The sequence below is a fragment of the Shimwellia blattae DSM 4481 = NBRC 105725 genome, from assembly GCF_000262305.1.
Lineage (GTDB): Bacteria > Pseudomonadota > Gammaproteobacteria > Enterobacterales > Enterobacteriaceae > Shimwellia > Shimwellia blattae.
Genome location: NC_017910.1, coordinates 490104 through 509424, shown reverse-complemented (window position 1 = coordinate 509424; position 19321 = coordinate 490104). Strand labels below are relative to the sequence as shown.

The window sequence follows — 19321 nt, the reverse complement described above, 5'->3', positions numbered from 1 at the left end:
CTTACTAATTCAAAATAGTAGTTTAGTTATTTTTATTATCACAAAAATGACGCCATTTTTCATTGACAAACATTTCAATTTCTGACTTAAATCTTTCGGATGAGAACCTCTCTGCATTTTGTCTACATGCAACGGGGTCAAAAATATCAGCAGTAGTTTCAAATTCACTAACAGCCTGTTTTATTGCCTGTGCCGATTGTTCATTAAATATAATTCCTGTTGGGCTATCTTTACCATATGGTATAGTCGTTTCAAGCCCCCCCCCTTTCCCAAAAATTATAACAGGAGTACCACATGCCTGTGCTTCTACAGGCGTAATACCAAAATCTTCTTCGGCAGCAAAAACAAACGCCTTAGCATTGCGCATATGTTCTTGCATAACCTCATTAGATTGATAACCTAATATATCAATGTTACTTGTTGCCTTGGCCTTTAATTTTGGCATTTCAGGACCATCACCGACGACAACGAGTTTCTTATCAGGCATATGACTAAACGCTTCAACAATGAGATCCATTCTTTTGTAGGGCACTAATCTTGAAGCCGTAAAGTAATAATCATCTTTCTTTTCGTTCAGGGTAAAACGTTCAACATCCACAGGAGGATAAATTACGTCAGCATCTCTTCCGTAAACCTTTTTAATTCGACGAGCAATAAATTTCGAATTAGCAATAAAATGATCGACACCATTTGCAGTCCGGCAATCCCAGATACGCATCTTATGCAAAATCCAGCGTGCCAGCATACTTTTAACCCCTTTATCCATGCCAGCTTCACGTAAATATTGGTGCTGGAGATCCCAGGCATAGCGGATAGGTGAATGAACATAACTGATATGAAGCTGATCTGGCCCAGTTAGCACCCCTTTTGCGACGGCATGGCTGCTGGAGAGAATGATATCATGTTTTGATACATCTAATTGTTCAATAGCTAATGGCATCAGAGGCAAATAGGTTTGGTACTTCTTTTTAGCCTTTGGAAGATTTTGAATAAAAGTCGTCGTTATCGGTTTATTTTTGAAATGTACTTTATTCTCTTCCGATAAAAAATCAACGACAGAATAGAGGTCAGCCTGCGGAAAGACTTCAAGAAACTCTGCGACTACCTTTTCCGAACCAGCATAGGTAACAAACCAGTCGCCTATAATGCCAACATCTAGCTCATTATTCATAATTTCATTAAACCTATCTATCAAATAAAAAGATGAGATGACAATAATCACCTCATCTTTAAAAATTAACGACGTAGCAAATCCAGTATTTCAGCTGTTTTTTCTTGCATCAGAACAGTGTCCTGCCGGGACTCAACATTCAGACGAACAACAGGCTCAGTATTTGAACTCCTCAGGTTAAAGCGCCAGTCAGTATATTCAACACTAATACCGTCTGTATAATCTACGCCTAAGGCTTCTGTCTGGTATTTTTCCAATACTCGAGTAATCGCACCCTTAGCGTCGTCTAGCACACTATTAATCTCACCTGACGCAGGATATGCAGCCATGCGATCATTAACTAATTGCTCCAGAGTCTTACCCTTAACACACAGCAATTCAGCAACCAGCAGCCATGGAATCATCCCACTATCGCAATAAGCGAAGTCACGGAAGTAATGGTGCGCACTCATCTCTCCACCGTAAATGGCGTCTTCCTTGCGCATGCGCTCTTTAATGAATGCATGCCCGGTTTTAGACATAACAGGAATGCCACCGGCTTTAGTAACAATATCAACGGTGTTCCAACTTAAACGAGGATCGTGAATGATCCTTGAACCCGGATGTTTTTCCAGAAATGCCTCAGCCAGCAGACCAACGATGTAGTAACCTTCGATAAAGTTGCCATGGTCGTCGAACAAGAAGCATCGGTCAAAATCACCGTCAAACGCGATCCCCATGTCCGCATGTGATTTAACAACAGCATCCGTTGTGTCCTGACGGCAGCCTGGCAGCAGAGGATTAGGGATACCGTTAGGGAAATTACCATCAGCCTGATGATGTACTTTAATAAATTCGACGGGTACATTTGCAGCCTGAAAACGGGCTTCAATAACGTCAATCACATGACCAGCAGCGCCATTACCTGAGTTAACTACCAGCTTCATCGGGCGACTAAAGTTAGCAAAAGCTATGTAACTCAGCAACTTGTCAACATAAGCATCAAGAATGGAGACTTTCTGGTAGTTACCACGGTTTACGTTATCAGTATCCGGGAAGTTGTTCTCTTCTGCCAGACGCTGAATATCGCGTAATCCCGTATCGCCACTGATTGGCCGGGATTCTTCCCGTACCAGCTTCATACCGTTATAGTCCATCGGATTATGGCTGGCAGTAACCTCAATCCCGCCGTCCACTTTCAGGTATGACGTTGCAAAATATATCTCTTCGGTACCAGAAAGACCAATATCCAGCACGTCAGTACCAGCATCCTGTAAGCCTTTTGCAAGAGCAAATTTTAACGCTTCGCTGGTAAGGCGCACATCACCACCCAGTACCATAGTTTTAGGTTTGAGATATTCACCATATGCACGACCAATACGATAAGCTATATCCTCATTAAGCTCCTCACCTAATTTTCCGCGAATATCATATGCCTTAAAGCAGGTTAAATTACCGGACATGTTCACCTCTTTTTTTACATTCCGTAATGATCTTTGATACGAATAATATCGTCTTCACCTAAATATGAACCGGACTGGATCTCCAGTAATTCAAGCGGGATTTTCCCTGGATTTTCCAGCATATGTTGTGCACCAACAGGTATAAATGTAGACTGATTCTCTGTCAGTAAATAGACTTTATCATTGAGCGTTACCTGTGCAGTACCAGATAATACAACCCAGTGCTCCGCACGGTGATGGTGCATCTGCAGTGAGAACTTACCACCCGGTTTAACCGTTACTTTGTTTATATTATAACGGGACGTGCTTACAACCTTATCATTCCTGCCCCACGGGCTATATGACTCACGATGTAACCTATATTCACGGCGACAATTCTTTTTAAGATGCTCTACAACTTTCTTAACATCCTGAACTTTAGATTTATCAATCACTAATACAGCATCTTTAGTGCTGACAATAACCAAATTCTCCACACCTACGGCTGCGACTAATTGCTCTTCGGCATTGATATAGCAATCTGTTACATTATGAGTAAACACATCACCAGTAACAGCATTACCTTGTTCATCTTTATCGTTCACTTCCCACAAAGCGGACCAAGATCCAACATCATTCCAGCCGGCATCAAGCGGAACAACGACAGCAGAAGACGTTTTCTCCATAACTGCGTAATCTATTGACTCATCTGGACACCTAATGAAAGCCTCTTTATCTACGCGAATAAAATCTTGTGCCGAATCAGGAGACTGACCAGCCATAGCGTCTTGACAAGCAGTGAGTATATCCGGCCGATGGACACCTAGCTCTTCAAGATATCGCTTCGCACGAAATAAAAACATTCCACTATTCCAGTAATACTCTCCACTTTCAAAGTATTCCTGTGCGGTAGCCAAATCTGGTTTTTCTACAAACCGTTTAACCTCAAAGGCCGAACACTCGGCCTCATTAAACTTCTGTCCACGTTGAATATAACCATAACCAGTTTCTGGTCCAGTAGTAACAATACCAAATGTAACTAACTTACCTTGATTGGCATAAGGAATTGCATCATGTATCGCTTGATGAAAAGATTTTGTATTTTCAATAACATGATCTGCAGCAAGAACTAAAAGAAGAGGGTCCTCATTTGAGTTGACTGCCGCATTTATGGCAGCCAATGCAATTGCAGGTGCTGTATTTTTTCCTATTGGTTCTAAAATAATATTCTTGGATAAACAGTTTATTTGTCGTAATTGTTCCGCCACCAGAAAACGATGCTGCTCATTGCAAATCACTAATGGTTGGCTAACACCTAAACCATGCAAGCGATTCACAGTTGCCTGAAGCATAGAATCACCACCGTTCAATCGGAGGAATTGCTTAGGGTATAGCTCTCTGGACATTGGCCATAAGCGACTTCCCGTTCCTCCCGCCATAATAATTGGCAATATCATATAACCCCTCAAATTTTTAGTTTATTCATGACAACGCAAGAGTATTGTTAAAATTATTATTTATCTCTTTTTTCTCAAACAAGCATATAACCCTAAATAAAACCAAGGATATACCATATATAATTGAGCCCCTAATACAAATGGAAACAGAAAGAGTAAAATAAAATAGCCACCTAACAAGTTAAAGGAAAAATAAAGTAGTGTCGCAAATAAAAATATCCCCAATCCTAAAAATCCATTTTCTATTGCTAAAGTCGTTAATCCTCCTAATCCAGTCAAATCCCAACCAGAAACAAAAGGAAACTGCTGTCGATATTGTATATTATTACGAACTAAAGAGTATGCGCCAAGACCAACACCTGCTACGGGATTATCAGAAATTATGTTTGGCCCAATATGGGTAGCAGCTATACGCCCCATGACAAATGACGTGTCATTAATTCGACTAGCTAAAACATCATCAACATTATTTAAATCATCATAGTAATTATATGCAACTTTATAGGTAACACCTAATACAAGGCCAGCCAGAAATATCATTGTTATTGAAAATCTTATTATTTTCTTAGGGTTTATAAATGTTCTAAGCAAAGGGCTTCTAATGAAAATATAATAAGTCACTAATAGAAAACACGAAATAATCCCTGCTTTTGACTGTGATAACATCAGCGCCAACAAAAAGACAAAAATGACTAACTTTCTTTTAAAGAAAGTTAACTCCAGCAATATTAATGTGCTAATAAAAAGACCATATGGCCCCCCCTCAACATACAAACCACGTAAGCGGTGAGTTACACCATAAGATACGAGACCAGTATGGAAAAGAACGTCACTAACAAACAGGATAAAAATAAACAACGTAATATATAGATTAAATGTTAAAAATACTTTTATTATTGATTCAACACTTCCCTTATTATTACGTACAATATTATATGGGGTAAGAGTAACTATCAAACAAAGTATCAACTCAATAAATCTAACAATCGATATAACATACTTACTTTTTAATGCCGAGAAATATTGATAATGAATATCCGCAAAAAAACCTTTCATTAATGAAAGAATTAAAAGCATCAAAAATGCAGAAAAGAATATTAATATTCTCTTTTCAATTTTTCTTATGGTCAATGGGAATATTGATATTGCCATTAATTCCCATAATTTCACTGGCCCTAAGGCAACATCCGTGAGCTGACAAGCAATACTTAATAGGAAAACCAGCAAAAGAGCACTGCTAGTTAAAGGTGTATCACTATGTTTTGTAGATACATTATCCATGATGAAGCTCTCATTCTATGTTTAATTAAAAGGCATAGATTCCCATGTGCTAAATATATAGTCTAGTTTAATCATATATATCTGCAGTCATTGAAAATTATTTTTTTTGACTCAATGTTTTTCTTCAATGAATCTCTATTTATAATTGCATCATATTCACATTCAAAGACACATGCTTGAAAGTAGCAACTTTCAACAGTATCAGGAATAGTATTGATGCCAGCGATATTAACGTTTAAAAAATAGCTACCGGAACAACCTGCACCTAAAGATAAATTATTTATCTTACCATATTGAATTTTTGTATCATTTATAACAGTGATATCCTGTAGAATCTTAGGGTTTGAAATAACATTATTGGTGATTTGATTTCCACTAAAAAACCATGACCTTGCGGAGATGTTTATGTATTCTGAAAACCGCCCAAAGCTAGTAGATATTACACTATCATTCATTTGCACATCTTTTATAGAACCATGATCTATATTAAGCAGTACTGATGATTTTTTATACTTGCTCTTTTTAGATACATCGTGAAATATCTGATTAATTGTAGTGTTCCCAACATCGATCTTCACATTAACATAATTCAATTTAGATGGTATTTTTTTATTCTTTTCATCATCAATTAAAATAATAGTGCGCTCGGCATGAATGGTATTAATGACAGAACGAATACACTCGATTGAAAAACACTTATGATTAGCTCTTTCGCATTGTAGACGGCCAATAAATAAGCAATTAGAGGTATCACCGTATCTGTTAATGGAAAACTGATAATATTCAGTATTTCCACAATCCTCGGTCGATATACTAACAAACGAACTATCCCAGGTGGCTGATATATTAACACCTTCTCCATTAAATCCAATCACTCTTATAGCATCTATTTTTAACAAGGAGCCTTTGATGAATAAACCATTTAATTTCTTTTTCTTTGAAGTAGAAACAATACACAACAACCCATTAATACATAAGTTATTAGCACGTCTACTTCTGAAGCTACTATCAGGAGAGCCTAAAGTCACAACATATGAACAGTTACTATCAAAATTAACTGGGTCAACAATAAATCGTCCAGTCCAGTCGCAAGATATCTCTTTGATATCTGTAAAATCAATCGTATTTGATATTTTCCATGGACCACCCCGAAGATCTATGCTTAAAGAATGAGAAACAGCATAGTCAATCATTTTTAAAACTGCGATTGTATCATTTGCCTTACCATCCCCCACAGCACCAAAATCTTTAGGACTTACTGAGGAGTGGTGTATTTTTTTTAAAACCTCAATATCATTTTTTTCATATGATGGATCATTGGCTAGTAGTTTAGTGGATACACCTGAAAAGGACAGTAAAGCAAAACACTTCAATATATTTCGTCTATTCATAATAGTCGCAGCCATAAATACCGGAGCTTGATGAATTATAAAATAAGATTTTCTCTAATTATATTAGAAGTTTTTTCCCAAGTGAATTTTTTCGCTTGTATGTAGCCCTTATCAATTAAGATACGCTGCAAATCCTGATCAAAATATAGCGTATCTATTGCATTCGTAATATCTGATACTTTTTCAGGATTAACTAATAAAGCAGCATCCCCTGCAACTTCAGGCAATGAAGTGGAATTAGAAGTAATAACTGGAGTACCACAGGACATTGCTTCAATCACCGGTAGTCCAAAACCTTCGTAGAGAGAAGGGAAAAGTAAAAAAACAGCACCTTTATACAATTCAGCTAGTTCTTCATTAGTGACTCTCCCAGTAAATCTTACTCGTTTTTGAAGGTTTTTCTCTACTAAGAGAGCTTTTAGTTTATCATTTATGTCCCCAGTAAAGACTAGATCTATATCTTTTGGTATAGTCGAATTTTCAAATGCATCAATAATTCTCAATTCATTTTTGTGTTCTTTTCTATTGCTGACTACAAGTATATGATTTTTACTTATAGTTGTATTTGTATTTATGTTTGTAAATTCCGAAGATACTCCATTACCTACGACCACTATTTTAGACTCATCAATTCCAGCCCACTGTGCAATTCTTTTTTTTGAGAAATCAGAAACAGTGAATATTTTATATGCTTTATGACAAGCTCGTTTCATTACAGCCGTATAGTATAATCTTTTCAGAAATGAACTATTACAATCAATATCAATATGATTCAAGTCATGAATAGTGATAGCCGCTCTTTTTAAGAAAAAGTATGGCGCATTATATCCAGGTGAAAAATAGAACCCTTTATTGAAAAGAAGATAAAGCGTAATGAATAAAACATCCAATGGACTTGTGGGCTTCACACCTTTATCAATAAGTTTGAAATCATTATTACGCAAATAAACTTCAGTAGCGAATCGCCCTATACCATGCTCCCCAAACCAACGCCCATCAAATATAACATTATCAGCATTTCTTTTCATTTTACGCTCGTAATAGTATTGTTGTATTGCTCTACGTACTTATCTGCAATTGATGATGCATCAAAATCATTACCAGTATAAGTTTTACCTTTCTGAACAAGCTGTAATGCGCAATTAAAATCCACCTCTACATTATCTAGGAGTATAACATTTGGTAATATATCTGCTAATTCAGTGATTGCGCCTACTCTATTGCTTATAACAAACTTACCAGCTAATGCACACTCTACGACGGTACGTCCAAAAGGTTCATTCCATTTTATTGGTAATACCACAGCATCAACTTCTGAAAGAAAGTCACTTAGGCTCATATACCCACGGACATCAACACCGGATCGATTGGCTAACAATTCCATAGATGTTTTTTCATTTATCACATAATCTCCGGCAGCAATAAAATTATATTTATCGCTATAGGATTTAGATAAGTTACAATATATATCAAATCCTTTTTCAGTTGAAAGACGTCCAATAAAACCTATATTTTTTATTGAATTATTATTATTAACCACTATACTTTTTACTGGATTATAAATAAAAGATGTTTTTTTATTTTTAAAAAAACCATTATTAACATGCAATTCCAATATGAATTTACTTATTCCTACATAAGTATCGACATAGGAGCTATATCTTCGTCTTAACATCGACCATAAAAAAACGCTCACTCCGTTTTCATTCATTATTTTATTTTTTCTAAACAAAGTGCTGTTTGGATGAAATAAATAATAATCCCTCGATGTATGAATTAACGGATATTTTTTATTTTTTATTGTCTTCCATATTCTTGAAGAAAAACCGCAGACATTATTAGTATGGACAATATCAGGCAAAAAATCATCAAGCTCTAACTTAATTTTTTTGTCCATAAAAAAATTACTACTATCTAAAATATGCCAAATAATTTTTTTAATTTTTGATTTTTTTTCTTTTGTAAAAGGCCAGTAGCAATTTAACAATGGTATTCTCACAAGTTCGACACCATTTATTATATCAAAAGATCTTTCATCATCTTCTGTGCATGATACTACCCTGACTGAATGCCCTTTCTTAACCAACTCTTCTGCAAGTATCTGAACAGAGACTTCGGCTCCTCCTATCCGGTAAGGATAGTATAATGTATTAAAAATCAGTATTTTCATATTTGATTTAGTAGGCCCCATCTTTCTTTAAAACGACTCCAACTGTCTTGAAAAGAATTGAGATATCATTCCACATTGACCAATTCTTAACATACCATGCGTCTAGATATACACGAGTATCGTAATCGACATCACTACGACCACTGACTTGCCATAACCCCGTCATACCCGGCTTACTCAGAAGATAATAATCAACCTCTTTATTATAGCGCTCAAGTTCTTCTGTAATTATTGGCCTTGGGCCAACGAGACTCATCTCCCCCTTTAACACATTAAAGAGCTGCGGTAATTCATCTAAACTAGTGCGCCTTAAAAAATGGCCTATAGGAGTAATTCTGGGGTCATTTTTCAATTTAAAAGTAGAATTCCATTCTTCTCTGGCTGCAACGTCTGTTGACAACACATGATCAAGTACCTCTTTGGAGTTAATCACCATTGATCTAAACTTTAAACACTTAAATGGCCTTCCACTTTTACCGACACGTTCATGCCCGTAAATTGCTGGGCCACCATCCTTTTTCACTTTCCTACTAATATATATCAACAGCGGCGACAGCATTAAAATTATAGCAATTGAAAAAACAATATCGAATAATCGTTTCATTACTCGAGATGACCATTTGGCAAGGTTATGTTGCACGCGAAATATCATGACCTCATGACTAAAAATAAATGACATATCCGTACTGTCTAGAGGTACTCCACGTAATGTAGGAATAATAGATACGTAGCGATATCCCTTAATCATAAACTCACGCAACCAATTATTTCGCAGATCACTCTGCTGAGCTTCTACTGCTACAATAAATTGCATTTGTTTATTTATAGTTAATAACCATTTTTTATCAGCTAACACTATCGGGACACCATAGATATTATCACCAACCTTGTCACGAATGTCACTAGAAACAAATCCAGAAATTTTTAGTCCAAGGTTACGCTCACTATTAATCGCTAGCCATGCATCCCTGGCATTTTTCCCACTACCAATTACCCATGTCTCTCGTAACCACAAACCTAACCTATTAAGAATCCATTTAGTTGCCATTCTTGAGAGAGGAACTAGTGCTGCCGCAAAACACCATGTCAATAGCCATAGATACCTAGAGAAGTACCATTTAGCAAAAGCCATAACTGCTATTTCAAAAACAGCAAAAATAAGCAAAGTTCTAAGTATTTCTTTCAACTCTAACCAAAAGGTTTTTCTATAAAAATAATGTCTAAGGCGTATACCAAACCATGCAACACAGCATGCTCCTAATAACCAATGTAAATAAATCCAGCCCTCTATTTGATTATTAGTAACTCTATTCTCAAAATCATTTAATGTTATTGAAAGCACACCTAGAGCGAAGTAAAGTGAAGCGGTAAAACTTATAAAATCCGCCAAAGCTAAAGCTGTGCTACAGAACATATTCCTCATAAAGTGAGACATTATTTCCTCTGTCGCAGATATATATACATTAAAAATAAACAATCTAAATTAGCCCATTTGAATAATGGGCCTTAGCTAATTATTTCTTATCTGAAGTTGGATATGAGTAGCCGTAGTGATTATATCCATAGCCATAATAGCTACTTGCTTTTTTTACTACCCCGTTCAGAATACATCCTTTAACCACAGTCCCTGACTGCTCAAACCTTTTAATACTTACTGCGATTTCTTTTGTAGTATCCTTTCCAAAACGAGCGACTACTAACGAAGTTCCAACATAGCGACCAATTATTGCCGCATCTGTAACAGCTAATATTGGTGGAGTATCAATAATAACTAAATCATATTTTTTTGCTACGTCACTCAAAAGTTTTTCAAATCGAGGATGCATCAAAAGCTCAGATGGATTTGGAGGTATCTGACCGCGAGAGATATAATCAACCCCAACACTTCCTCCAGAAAATATTGCATCATCTATCGATGCTTTTCCTGCAAGAATATCTGACAGTCCTTTACCTAAGGAAGAATTACCAAATAACTTATGAGTGTAACCTTTCCTCATATCAGCATCAATAAAAATCACTTTTTTCCCACTCTGAGCCATTACTACAGCTAAATTACTACTTACAAATGTTTTCCCCGCATTTGGGCTAGAGCCAGAAATCATTAGTATATTATTTTTTGCCTCCATCATAGCAAAATGCAAACTAGTTCTTAAGCTACGAATTGCTTCTACTGCTAAATCAGCTGGATTTTCAATGGATAATAACTTATCGCTCTCTTGCCTCTTATTAGAACCTGCGCGTTTATTCTCTTTTTCCAGAGCCTCAGACACAGGAATACTTGCATAAACATTAATTCCTATTTCCTCTAACTGTTCTGGAGATTCAATTCCTCGACGTAAAAATACTCTGAGAAAAACAATACCAACTGATATAAATAGTCCAATCACAAACCCAGCTAGTATAACAACCGTTTTTTTAGGTTTGACTGGTGAAAGTTGAGATATTGCATTATCTATAATCCTGACATTACCGATAGCACTTGATTTCGCAATATTCAGCTCTTGCTGACGATTTAACAATTGTAAATAAACGGCTCTTCCTGATTCGACATCCCGACTAAGTTTTAATACCTGCTGCTGGGTTGAAGGCATTGAACTAACACGTTTATTCAGCTTGACCTTTTCTTGTTGCAGAGTCTGCCTTTTTTCTATTAAAGCCTTATATGTAGGATGTTCATGAGTATATAGCTGAGATATTTCGGCTTCTCTGAATGTTAATTGATTTAACTGATTATCAACGTTAACGATCTGATCAAGAACTGATTTAGCCTCCATAGTTAAATCAACTGAATCTTGTTGTTTACGATAAGAGTTAAGCTTATCTTCCGCCACATCTAAATCAGTGCGTACCTTTGGTAACTGCTGATTAAGAAAATCTAAACTTTTAGCATCTTGCGCTGCTTGTCTGGCCACGTTTTGTGCCAGATAATTCTGGCTAATGCTATCTAGAATCTTAACAATTAAATCAGGATTATCTCCTGTAAGGCCTAGTGATAGTATACCTGTATTTTTCCCCTGATCCTCAACAGTAAATGTATCAACCAAATTTGTAATCGCTTGCAATCGATTAATATAGGTAATTATAAATTTACTACCGGGTGCAGCATCGATATTTGCAATAAATAATGAGATACCATGCCCATCTAATAACTGATTAACTTTACCTTTAATAGAAATATCATTGTAATATGCTTCATAATTAGTTTCATCAATTACTTTTATTTTGATTTTTTGTTTACCGTCCTTGTCTTTGGGGATAAATAGATGTGTTACAGCTAGCTGCCCATCTTTTTCTCCCAACAACCTTGCCAATCCCCGACCGACTAATGGAAAATAATCTTGTTCAACCTTCGCTTGCAAGTTCAAATTATCAACTGTTTTACCTAAAATCATTCTTGACTGCAAGAGAGCTATTTCAGGTGCAGATTGTGGCTGCCCATCAGGTAGCATTTGACTAAGACTATTCAGTATTGCATTCCCTTGTCTTTGCTCTACCTGTATCAATGCGTCAGCCTGATATATCGGAGTTGCCAAAAGTGCATACAAAACGGCAAAAACCGTACACCCAGCTGTTATTGATATTATTAATTTTCTAAAATCTATCAACTCCCCGACTAAACGTTTAAGGTCCAGTTCATCGTTGTCTGAAGATGATTTATTATTAATGGCTTCTAATATCATGCATTATATCCCTGATGATTATCCAACCAGCTTTTTTATCCACATCTGACAAGCTTGGTCAATTAATTTATAAACAGACTCAAAGGCTTCATCGCTTCGTCTATACGGATCTGGTATTTCTTTAGCACCCATCCAATGCCCGAGCAACATTGTTTTCCCCCGAGACTCAGGTGAGATACGGGTTATTTCCTCTAATTGTGATGACTCCATGACCAAAATCAGCTCATACTTTCTACCCAAGGTAGAAGTAAATTGTTTCCCCCTATGACCATCTAATGATAGTTTATTTTTTGAAGCAACTTTGATAGCAGAGTCATCGGCCGGTTTATCAACTAATGCTCCTACTCCAGCAGAATCAACTATCTTATCTGGTAAGGATTGACGTAATAACCTTTCCGCTATTGGTGAGCGACAGATATTTCCGGTACAAATCACTAATATTGATTTAATCATCATTTTACCAGTTACGAATATAGCGAGTCGTCTCAACCACATCATGTACCCCCGTAATAGTCGGGAGCAATTGTGAAATAACTCTATTCCAGCGAATCAGAGGGACTGTTGTGACATAAACAATATCGTATGGTTCTAATTCAAATTCTGTACCCATGACCATTGCTGATGTATCTTTAGCATTTAACTGATACACATTTGCAATTTTACCCATATGACTACCTGTACCATTTTTTCTTAATGGGCGAATAACAAAAATACCTGATGCATCAGACATGGACTGTGAAATACCCTCAGCATTTCCCAAAGCCTCAGCTAACGTCATACCACTGCGATCCATCTTCAGGGTGCTCTGTTTGGTCACTTCGCCCATCACAAACACTTTCAGATCATCATTGCGCGGAACATATAAAATATCGCCCGGGTACAACAGTTTATTCTGCGTTAAATCACCCTTTTGCATTAATGCCTGCAGGGAGATTTTGCTGTCCTTACCGTTATGGGTCAGCACCACATTACGCCAGTCCGCATCGGCAGAAAGTCCGCCTGCGGCATTGACCGCGTCCAGAATGGTGAGCGGAATATTGGTAATCGACTGCTGACCAGATTTTGCCACCTCACCGGTCACATAAACTTTCTGGGAACGGAATGCCGCAATACTCACATCTACCTGCGGGCTTTCAATGTAGGTGGCTAAGCGAGCGGCCAGCATGTCACGCACCTCTTCCATGGTTTTCCCCGCAACATGAATCTTGCCAACGTAGGGATAAAACATGGTGCCATCAGCATTGACCCAGTTACCGGTATCGCTGGCGCTACGGTACTGACCAGCCGGGGTGGTCAACTCAGGATGATCCCAGACGGTGACCATCAGCACATCACCCACACCAATGCGGTATTGATAGGTTTTCAGCAAATTATCCAGCTGTGGATTCGCCTGGGAGATCACCTTCGCCGGACGCAACTGATTTAAAAGCGTAGGTGTCATCGGATAAACGTTAACCAGCTTATCAATGTCGTAATCGCTGTCCGTAGGATGTATTACATCTTTCCCGGAAGTACTCAACCCCTGCCCCGGCACTACGGTACAGCCACTCAACAACCCCACAGCCAGTGCCAGTGCAGTCAGTTTCACTAATTTTTTTTCCATGGTTCACACACCATCTGTCATTCTAATTAATGCTCTGGCTGCTATGCATGTGCCAGAAGCCACCGCCCGAAAAATCGCACAACGTCCGCTGTACGCCACAATATGGTTCAGTTCACTACTCACCCGCTTAGCACCTTCAACTTCGCGACTGCTCTCAGTCTGCTGCCGACATTATTTAACATACTGGTAACCCACCCAGGAGACCAGCCAAAAATACCGCACAACACGATTGCTATATTGTCCAGTTCAGAAGGCGTGGCAGGGCAGGATACGACACTTTATGGTCAAAGATAATCCCCGGACCATCGAGTTACAGGTACGCTACCGCCCCAGGCTTACCAGCTACCTGTCCACTGCACCACACCAGTTGAATTTTTTTCCAGGATCGCCGGGGTGAGTACCCTCCCCCGGGAATTGCGGGCACAGCTCAGCGGACGCATAAGGCACGCTGCGTGTTCCTCGCATAATAAATCACCGGCCATCCAGGCCCAGGCGTTATTTAGTTACCGCTACTCCAGCCGTTGCGCGATGAAATGGGCCACTATACGCCCCTCATCTGGGCTGAAAAGTAATATTGCAGGACAATGTTACCGGTAATATGATGAAGCCATCACGCCGCGCACAATTACCGCAAAGTTATTATCGCTGCGCTATATGGATTTTGTTGATTGTTTCGACTATGCGCAGTGGTAATAAACTTATTCACCCACGTGCTTTACAGGGCACGATTTCCCGGTCATTGGCTAAATAGCTACTGGTTAAAACGAAGTACGCCCAACGAAATACGCCCGTTGTGCAGATCGTCCCGGATATAGGGCCGGGCCTTGCTACTCAACTGTACGGCAATATTCTCCAGCAGTGACTGTGTGGGCGCCTTTGAGCCGGTAGTCAGGATAACCATCGGAACCACCAGCGCCGCCGCCAGCCCCAGGCCGGACAACAACGCCAGGGAAACACGCCGCTGCCACAGCAAGAAGGCGGCGCTGGCGGTGCATCCCAGGGCAAATCCGGCTACCACCTCCGCCGGGGAGTGCACGTGGATCATCAACCGGGAAATTCCCACCGTGGCGGCAACCCCATAACCCAGCACAGCACCCAGGTGGCGAAAGCGTGGCAACAACCGGCTGCACACCAGCCACAAAAATACCGGCCAGAAACAGGCAGAAAGCGCGGTATGGCCGCTAAAGCCGGTAAAATCCAGCGCACGGATACCAATCCCCCAGCCCATAAACGCCAGTTTAGAACTGCATACTATCGCCCCGGTTACACCAAAGGCCAGCGCCCACTGCCAGGCAACCTGACGACGTGACGAAAACAACGCCGCCACAAACAGCAGCGCTGCACTGGGCAATAACAAAGTACTGTCGCCCAAAAATGTAACCGAAGACCAACTCATGATGTTCTTTCCACCCTCTAGCCACGGGCCCCTCCAGTGACAATACCGCGAGGGAAGCGCAAGAATACACAACCCCGCCCAGAGTTGCCGTCAGAATATGCTGTAAGTCCGGGTGATTTCCCTATACCCGTAACAGAACGGCATATTCTGCTAATACACGCCGCCAGCGGTGGTTGCCGGCCCGTTCACGGGGGCGGCACCGTCGCCGGATAATAATGTTCCCTTATTATCCCTTGTAGCTGCGCTGGTTTATGGCTCGCTGACCGGGACATCCCGGTCACTGGTCATGTCGTACAGACGATACTGGCGATCCAGCATCTGGCCGCCGTCCCGGGTCAGCGGTGTCCAGCTAATGGTCGGCATACTGCGGGTTGGCTGGGTAGTCATCAGATCCAGCGGTACCGAAATATAGAAGCCTTTGGTAAAGGATCCTTCACCGTATTCGTCGCTGGAAACGTTAGTTTTGGTTGCATAGGCCCCCACCACTACGCCGCTGTCGAAGCGTTTGGAAATGTCCAGAGTTGCCCCTTTGTCCTTCGCCAGATAACGGCCGACACTCAGCTTCACCAGTACCTCGTCCGCAAACCATGGCCGCCAGTAGCCGGTCAGGTGGCCAGTGGCAACATGATAATCGGTAAACTTCATCATGTTGTCCCAGTCACGCTGCTTCACGTAGTTGCCGTCCACGCCCACTGCCCAGTTGGCATCCAGCGGACGATATAACAGCTCCGCCCCGGCACCGCCGTACATCATCTCCAGATAACCGGCATACATCTGGCCATAGAAGCCATTACCCAGCGCACGCATATAGTTGGTCTGCAGCGTCTGTACGTAGACATCGTTATCCACATACTGACGAATATGCGTGCGCACCTGCGGCAGGCTCGAGTCGTGAGGCACGCCGTCATAGTTAAACTTGTTATAGTTGTTGGCAATGTTAACGAAGACACTACCGTCCACCAGCCAGTGGTCGGTCAGCCAGTAGTTCACATCGCCCACAACGCCAATCTGGTACATGTAGAAGTTTTCCGGCCCGCCAACGGACTGGCGCAGCACCGGGGAAAGACTGTAATTCAGGCGATCTTTATCCATAAAGAATCCCTGCCCTTTGCGGGTATCTGGCTCCACACGCTGCTGGCGTAGCGGCTGTTCCTGGCCCAGCGGGTAGCCTTCAATCTGCTGGCGCAGGCTGTTGGCGTCAGTGCGGGTGGTCACCTGTGGCATCCCGTTACGATACTGAGTAACATCCAGGGTATTCACATTCGCCGGCATCTGGTTAAGCAACGTGATATTGGCGCGATCCACCCCTTTTTGGGTGTCGCGATATTTATCCTGCTGGCCGCTGGCCTTCAGGGTATCCCCGAGGATCTCAACCCGGGGGCCCGCCAGCCCGGCGCTATCGCGCAGCTCATACAGCTGGCCTGCAGCAAGGCTGTAATTCACCAGGTGCGGTGGCTGGGTTTGCGGATTATATTCCGGTGCCGGATCTTTCTTGTAGCTGTGCAGATCATTAAAGTTGGTGCGCAGGGTAAAACCGAACATAAAGGTATTACCGCGCTCATAGCTGGCGTTCACGTCCATCCAGTCCGCCAGGCGGTAGACCGCCCCCCAGTTCCAGCGGCTGCTCTGGGACAATTTGCCGGCAAAGTCGTCTTTATAGTCGTTGCCGTCATATTCCAGCTTCAGGCGCAGAGGTTGCCACGGGGTCTGCCACTCCACCCCGCCAAATAACGCAGCCGGGCCTTTAAAGGAGTCACTAAGGTTAAAATTACCCGTCTCACGGGATTGTGGCCGGTGGCAATACTTGTCCTTCCAGGAGCAGAACGGGTTGGTAATATTGCCACTGTTGCCAATATAGCCCCAGCCCATACCGAGGGAGAAATCAAACGGCCCCCAGGCTTTGTTGGCCACCAGGTATTCACTGTCAAACAGGCCTGTACCACCAATATCACGCTTGCCCAGCGCGATCTGGGGTAAATAATGCCCTTCTTCCCACAAACGCAGCTTCACATCGAAGGATTTATCTTTATAGGTCTGGTTACCACTGAAGCTGGGATCGTTGCTGTAATTACGGGTGCGCACATCGGTATAACGCACTGTGGTTTCCAGCCACGGGAACAACGCCATGGAAACCGAATAAAAACGATATTGATCATTATTCCGGTAGTTGGCGCTGAACTCCCCCTCTTTCGGGATACGCGCCGTCGGGGTCTGCATAAGCCCGGCACCGCCAAAATCAGACTGGGATGGACCAATCGGATCCGGGTAGGTTTCCGCCGCCATCGCCTGGCAGGCACAGGCCACAGACGCGGCAAGGATGCTGAGCAGGTAATGTTTTTTCATCAGTCAGGGATCCGGTGAGTCAAAAGGGTAATGATCTGCTGGTTGAGATCGTCGCCATCCCCGGGCAGCGCCCAGGATGAGAACCCCACCAGAATGATGCTGCCCGGCTGGGGCTCTACGTGGCGGCGGTTCCAGTAATCCACTGGCGCCACGCGCACCACACCATCAGGATCAATCACCGTTACCTGGCTGTGTTCCGCACCCGCTAAATAATCGTGGCCAGATAAGTACTCACTCACCTGCCGCCCTGGTTGCCACACCAGCTTCCCGGCCCCGCTAACCGGGCCCAGTAACAATACCGAACCAGGGGCCGATGCCTGATACAGCGCGTATTCACCGGACAGCACACGGTTTGCTTTATCGTTATTTTTAACGAAATCAGGATCCAGGGACGCGAACTGCCGCCCGGTCACCTTCAGCGGGCTCAGCTGATTCACCACCAGCCGAATAGCGGCAGCGCGCTCACCATCTTCACTGGCAGCCCACGCCTGCAGGCGGCTCAGGGTTTGCTGTTTATCTTGCTGGGCTTTACGGGTTGCCGCAGGCACGGCAATCACCATCCCCGGCTGATAGGGCCCAAATGCCGGATCCGCCACCAGCTGGCGCAGATCCTTAACCTGATCGAGCACCTGACTATGGTCACTGCCCGGCCCATAAATTGTGACTCGTCCCTCACCCCATGTCGGGGCAGAAGCAGCAGCCATTATCCCTGCTGCACAAAGTAGCGTGGTTATTATTTTCATTATGGTGTCGTCGGCTTCAGAAGGCTGATTTCAACAGGCAGAACTGCCCCCAGATGTTGCTGGCTCTGGCGCACCTGGCCAGTTAACGAATCAACCCAGAACTGGTTCTGCCAGCTATCCCCGGTGGCCTCCAGGGTGACGTCTTCCTGCCAGATCTGGCAGGCCACGGATTTCCCGGCAAGCGTCAGGACCTGCTGGCCCCGGGGGCTAAAGCGTGAAGTTACCGTGGAAGAGAGCGGATTGCCCTTTTCTGTCCAGCGCATAATGCGTGTCCAGCTGGCGCCGTCCCGTAAGTTACGTGGGTTCAGCAACGGATCCTGCGTCAGGTTGGTCATTTCCAGCAGGTTATCCCGGTAGCCCACCGTTCTGGTCAAGCGCCCGTTCTGAGTAATAAATACAACCTGATCGCGGGTTATCCAGTGATCGAGTCCATTCTCCTGATAACCGGCAACAAATAATCGTGGTGTGCCCGGGAGAGTTAAATAAATACTGCCGTAGGGAATACGGGCAATTTGTGCATCAGAGACAGCCACATCTTTCGGCCCGGAGACGACCTGCATAAATGTGTCGCTAATGCTCCGCTGGGAAGGCGTACATGCCTGTAAAAGCGGCAGGCAAAGCAGCAACAGTAAATAGCGCACCAGAAGCACCCTGCAAAATAAGAG

General features: G+C 42.2%; 15 protein-coding genes. All 15 read right to left on the bottom strand.

From position 1 onward, the window contains the following. Positions 1-22: 22 nt before the first annotated feature. Positions 23-1171, bottom strand: coding sequence for a glycosyltransferase family 4 protein (locus tag EBL_RS02370; RefSeq protein ID WP_002441828.1), 1149 nt, complete (start codon positions 1169-1171; stop codon positions 23-25). Positions 1172-1236: 65 nt separating this feature from the next. Next, positions 1237-2613 (bottom strand): phosphomannomutase CpsG, encoded by a 1377-nt coding sequence (gene cpsG, locus EBL_RS02365; protein ID WP_002441829.1) that lies wholly within the window; start codon positions 2611-2613, stop codon positions 1237-1239. Between the two features lie 14 nt (positions 2614-2627). Further along, on the bottom strand, positions 2628-4049 hold the full coding sequence (locus EBL_RS02360) for a mannose-1-phosphate guanylyltransferase/mannose-6-phosphate isomerase (protein WP_002441831.1): 1422 nt from the start codon (positions 4047-4049) through the stop codon (positions 2628-2630). Positions 4050-4109: 60 nt separating this feature from the next. Beyond that, positions 4110-5330, bottom strand: coding sequence for an O-antigen ligase family protein (locus tag EBL_RS19580; protein ID WP_002441833.1), 1221 nt, complete (start codon positions 5328-5330; stop codon positions 4110-4112). Positions 5331-5401: 71 nt separating this feature from the next. Then, positions 5402-6736, bottom strand: coding sequence for a hypothetical protein (locus EBL_RS19575; RefSeq protein ID WP_002441835.1), 1335 nt, complete (start codon positions 6734-6736; stop codon positions 5402-5404). A gap of 20 nt (positions 6737-6756) precedes the next feature. Continuing rightward, a complete protein-coding gene (locus EBL_RS19570; protein WP_002441837.1) occupies positions 6757-7749 on the bottom strand; it encodes a glycosyltransferase family 4 protein in 993 nt (330 codons plus the stop codon). Continuing rightward, a complete protein-coding gene (locus EBL_RS19565) occupies positions 7746-8891 on the bottom strand; it encodes a glycosyltransferase (protein WP_002441839.1) in 1146 nt (381 codons plus the stop codon). Before EBL_RS19565 ends, EBL_RS19570 begins: the two co-directional genes overlap by 4 nt. A 7-nt stretch (positions 8892-8898) precedes the next feature. Beyond that, positions 8899-10326: an undecaprenyl-phosphate galactose phosphotransferase WbaP gene (wbaP, locus tag EBL_RS02350; protein WP_002441841.1), complete on the bottom strand. Its 1428-nt coding sequence runs from the start codon at positions 10324-10326 to the stop codon at positions 8899-8901. 79 nt (positions 10327-10405) lie between these two features. Further along, positions 10406-12571: a polysaccharide biosynthesis tyrosine autokinase gene (locus EBL_RS02345; RefSeq protein WP_002441843.1), complete on the bottom strand. Its 2166-nt coding sequence runs from the start codon at positions 12569-12571 to the stop codon at positions 10406-10408. An 18-nt stretch (positions 12572-12589) separates the two neighbouring features. Beyond that, positions 12590-13024: an arsenate reductase/protein-tyrosine-phosphatase family protein gene (locus EBL_RS19560; protein WP_169315008.1), complete on the bottom strand. Its 435-nt coding sequence runs from the start codon at positions 13022-13024 to the stop codon at positions 12590-12592. Positions 13025-13028: 4 nt separating this feature from the next. Further along, the gene (locus EBL_RS02340) at positions 13029-14174 is read right to left on the bottom strand and encodes a polysaccharide export protein (RefSeq protein ID WP_002441848.1); all 1146 of its coding nucleotides are present in this window, start codon (positions 14172-14174) and stop codon (positions 13029-13031) included. Positions 14175-14925: 751 nt separating this feature from the next. Further along, on the bottom strand, positions 14926-15570 hold the full coding sequence (locus EBL_RS02335) for a phosphatase PAP2 family protein (RefSeq protein WP_002441850.1): 645 nt from the start codon (positions 15568-15570) through the stop codon (positions 14926-14928). Positions 15571-15819: 249 nt separating this feature from the next. Beyond that, the gene (locus EBL_RS02330) at positions 15820-17913 is read right to left on the bottom strand and encodes a YjbH domain-containing protein (protein ID WP_002441852.1); all 2094 of its coding nucleotides are present in this window, start codon (positions 17911-17913) and stop codon (positions 15820-15822) included. Next, positions 17913-18656 carry a capsule biosynthesis GfcC family protein gene (locus EBL_RS02325; RefSeq protein ID WP_014715762.1) on the bottom strand — a complete coding sequence of 248 codons (744 nt, stop codon included), beginning with the start codon at positions 18654-18656 and terminating at the stop codon, positions 17913-17915. Before EBL_RS02325 ends, EBL_RS02330 begins: the two co-directional genes overlap by 1 nt. Next, positions 18656-19297, bottom strand: a complete 642-nt coding sequence (locus EBL_RS02320; protein WP_002441857.1) for a YjbF family lipoprotein — start codon at positions 19295-19297, stop codon at positions 18656-18658. The genes EBL_RS02325 and EBL_RS02320 overlap by 1 nt, the downstream gene beginning before the upstream one ends. Positions 19298-19321: the final 24 nt, after the last annotated feature.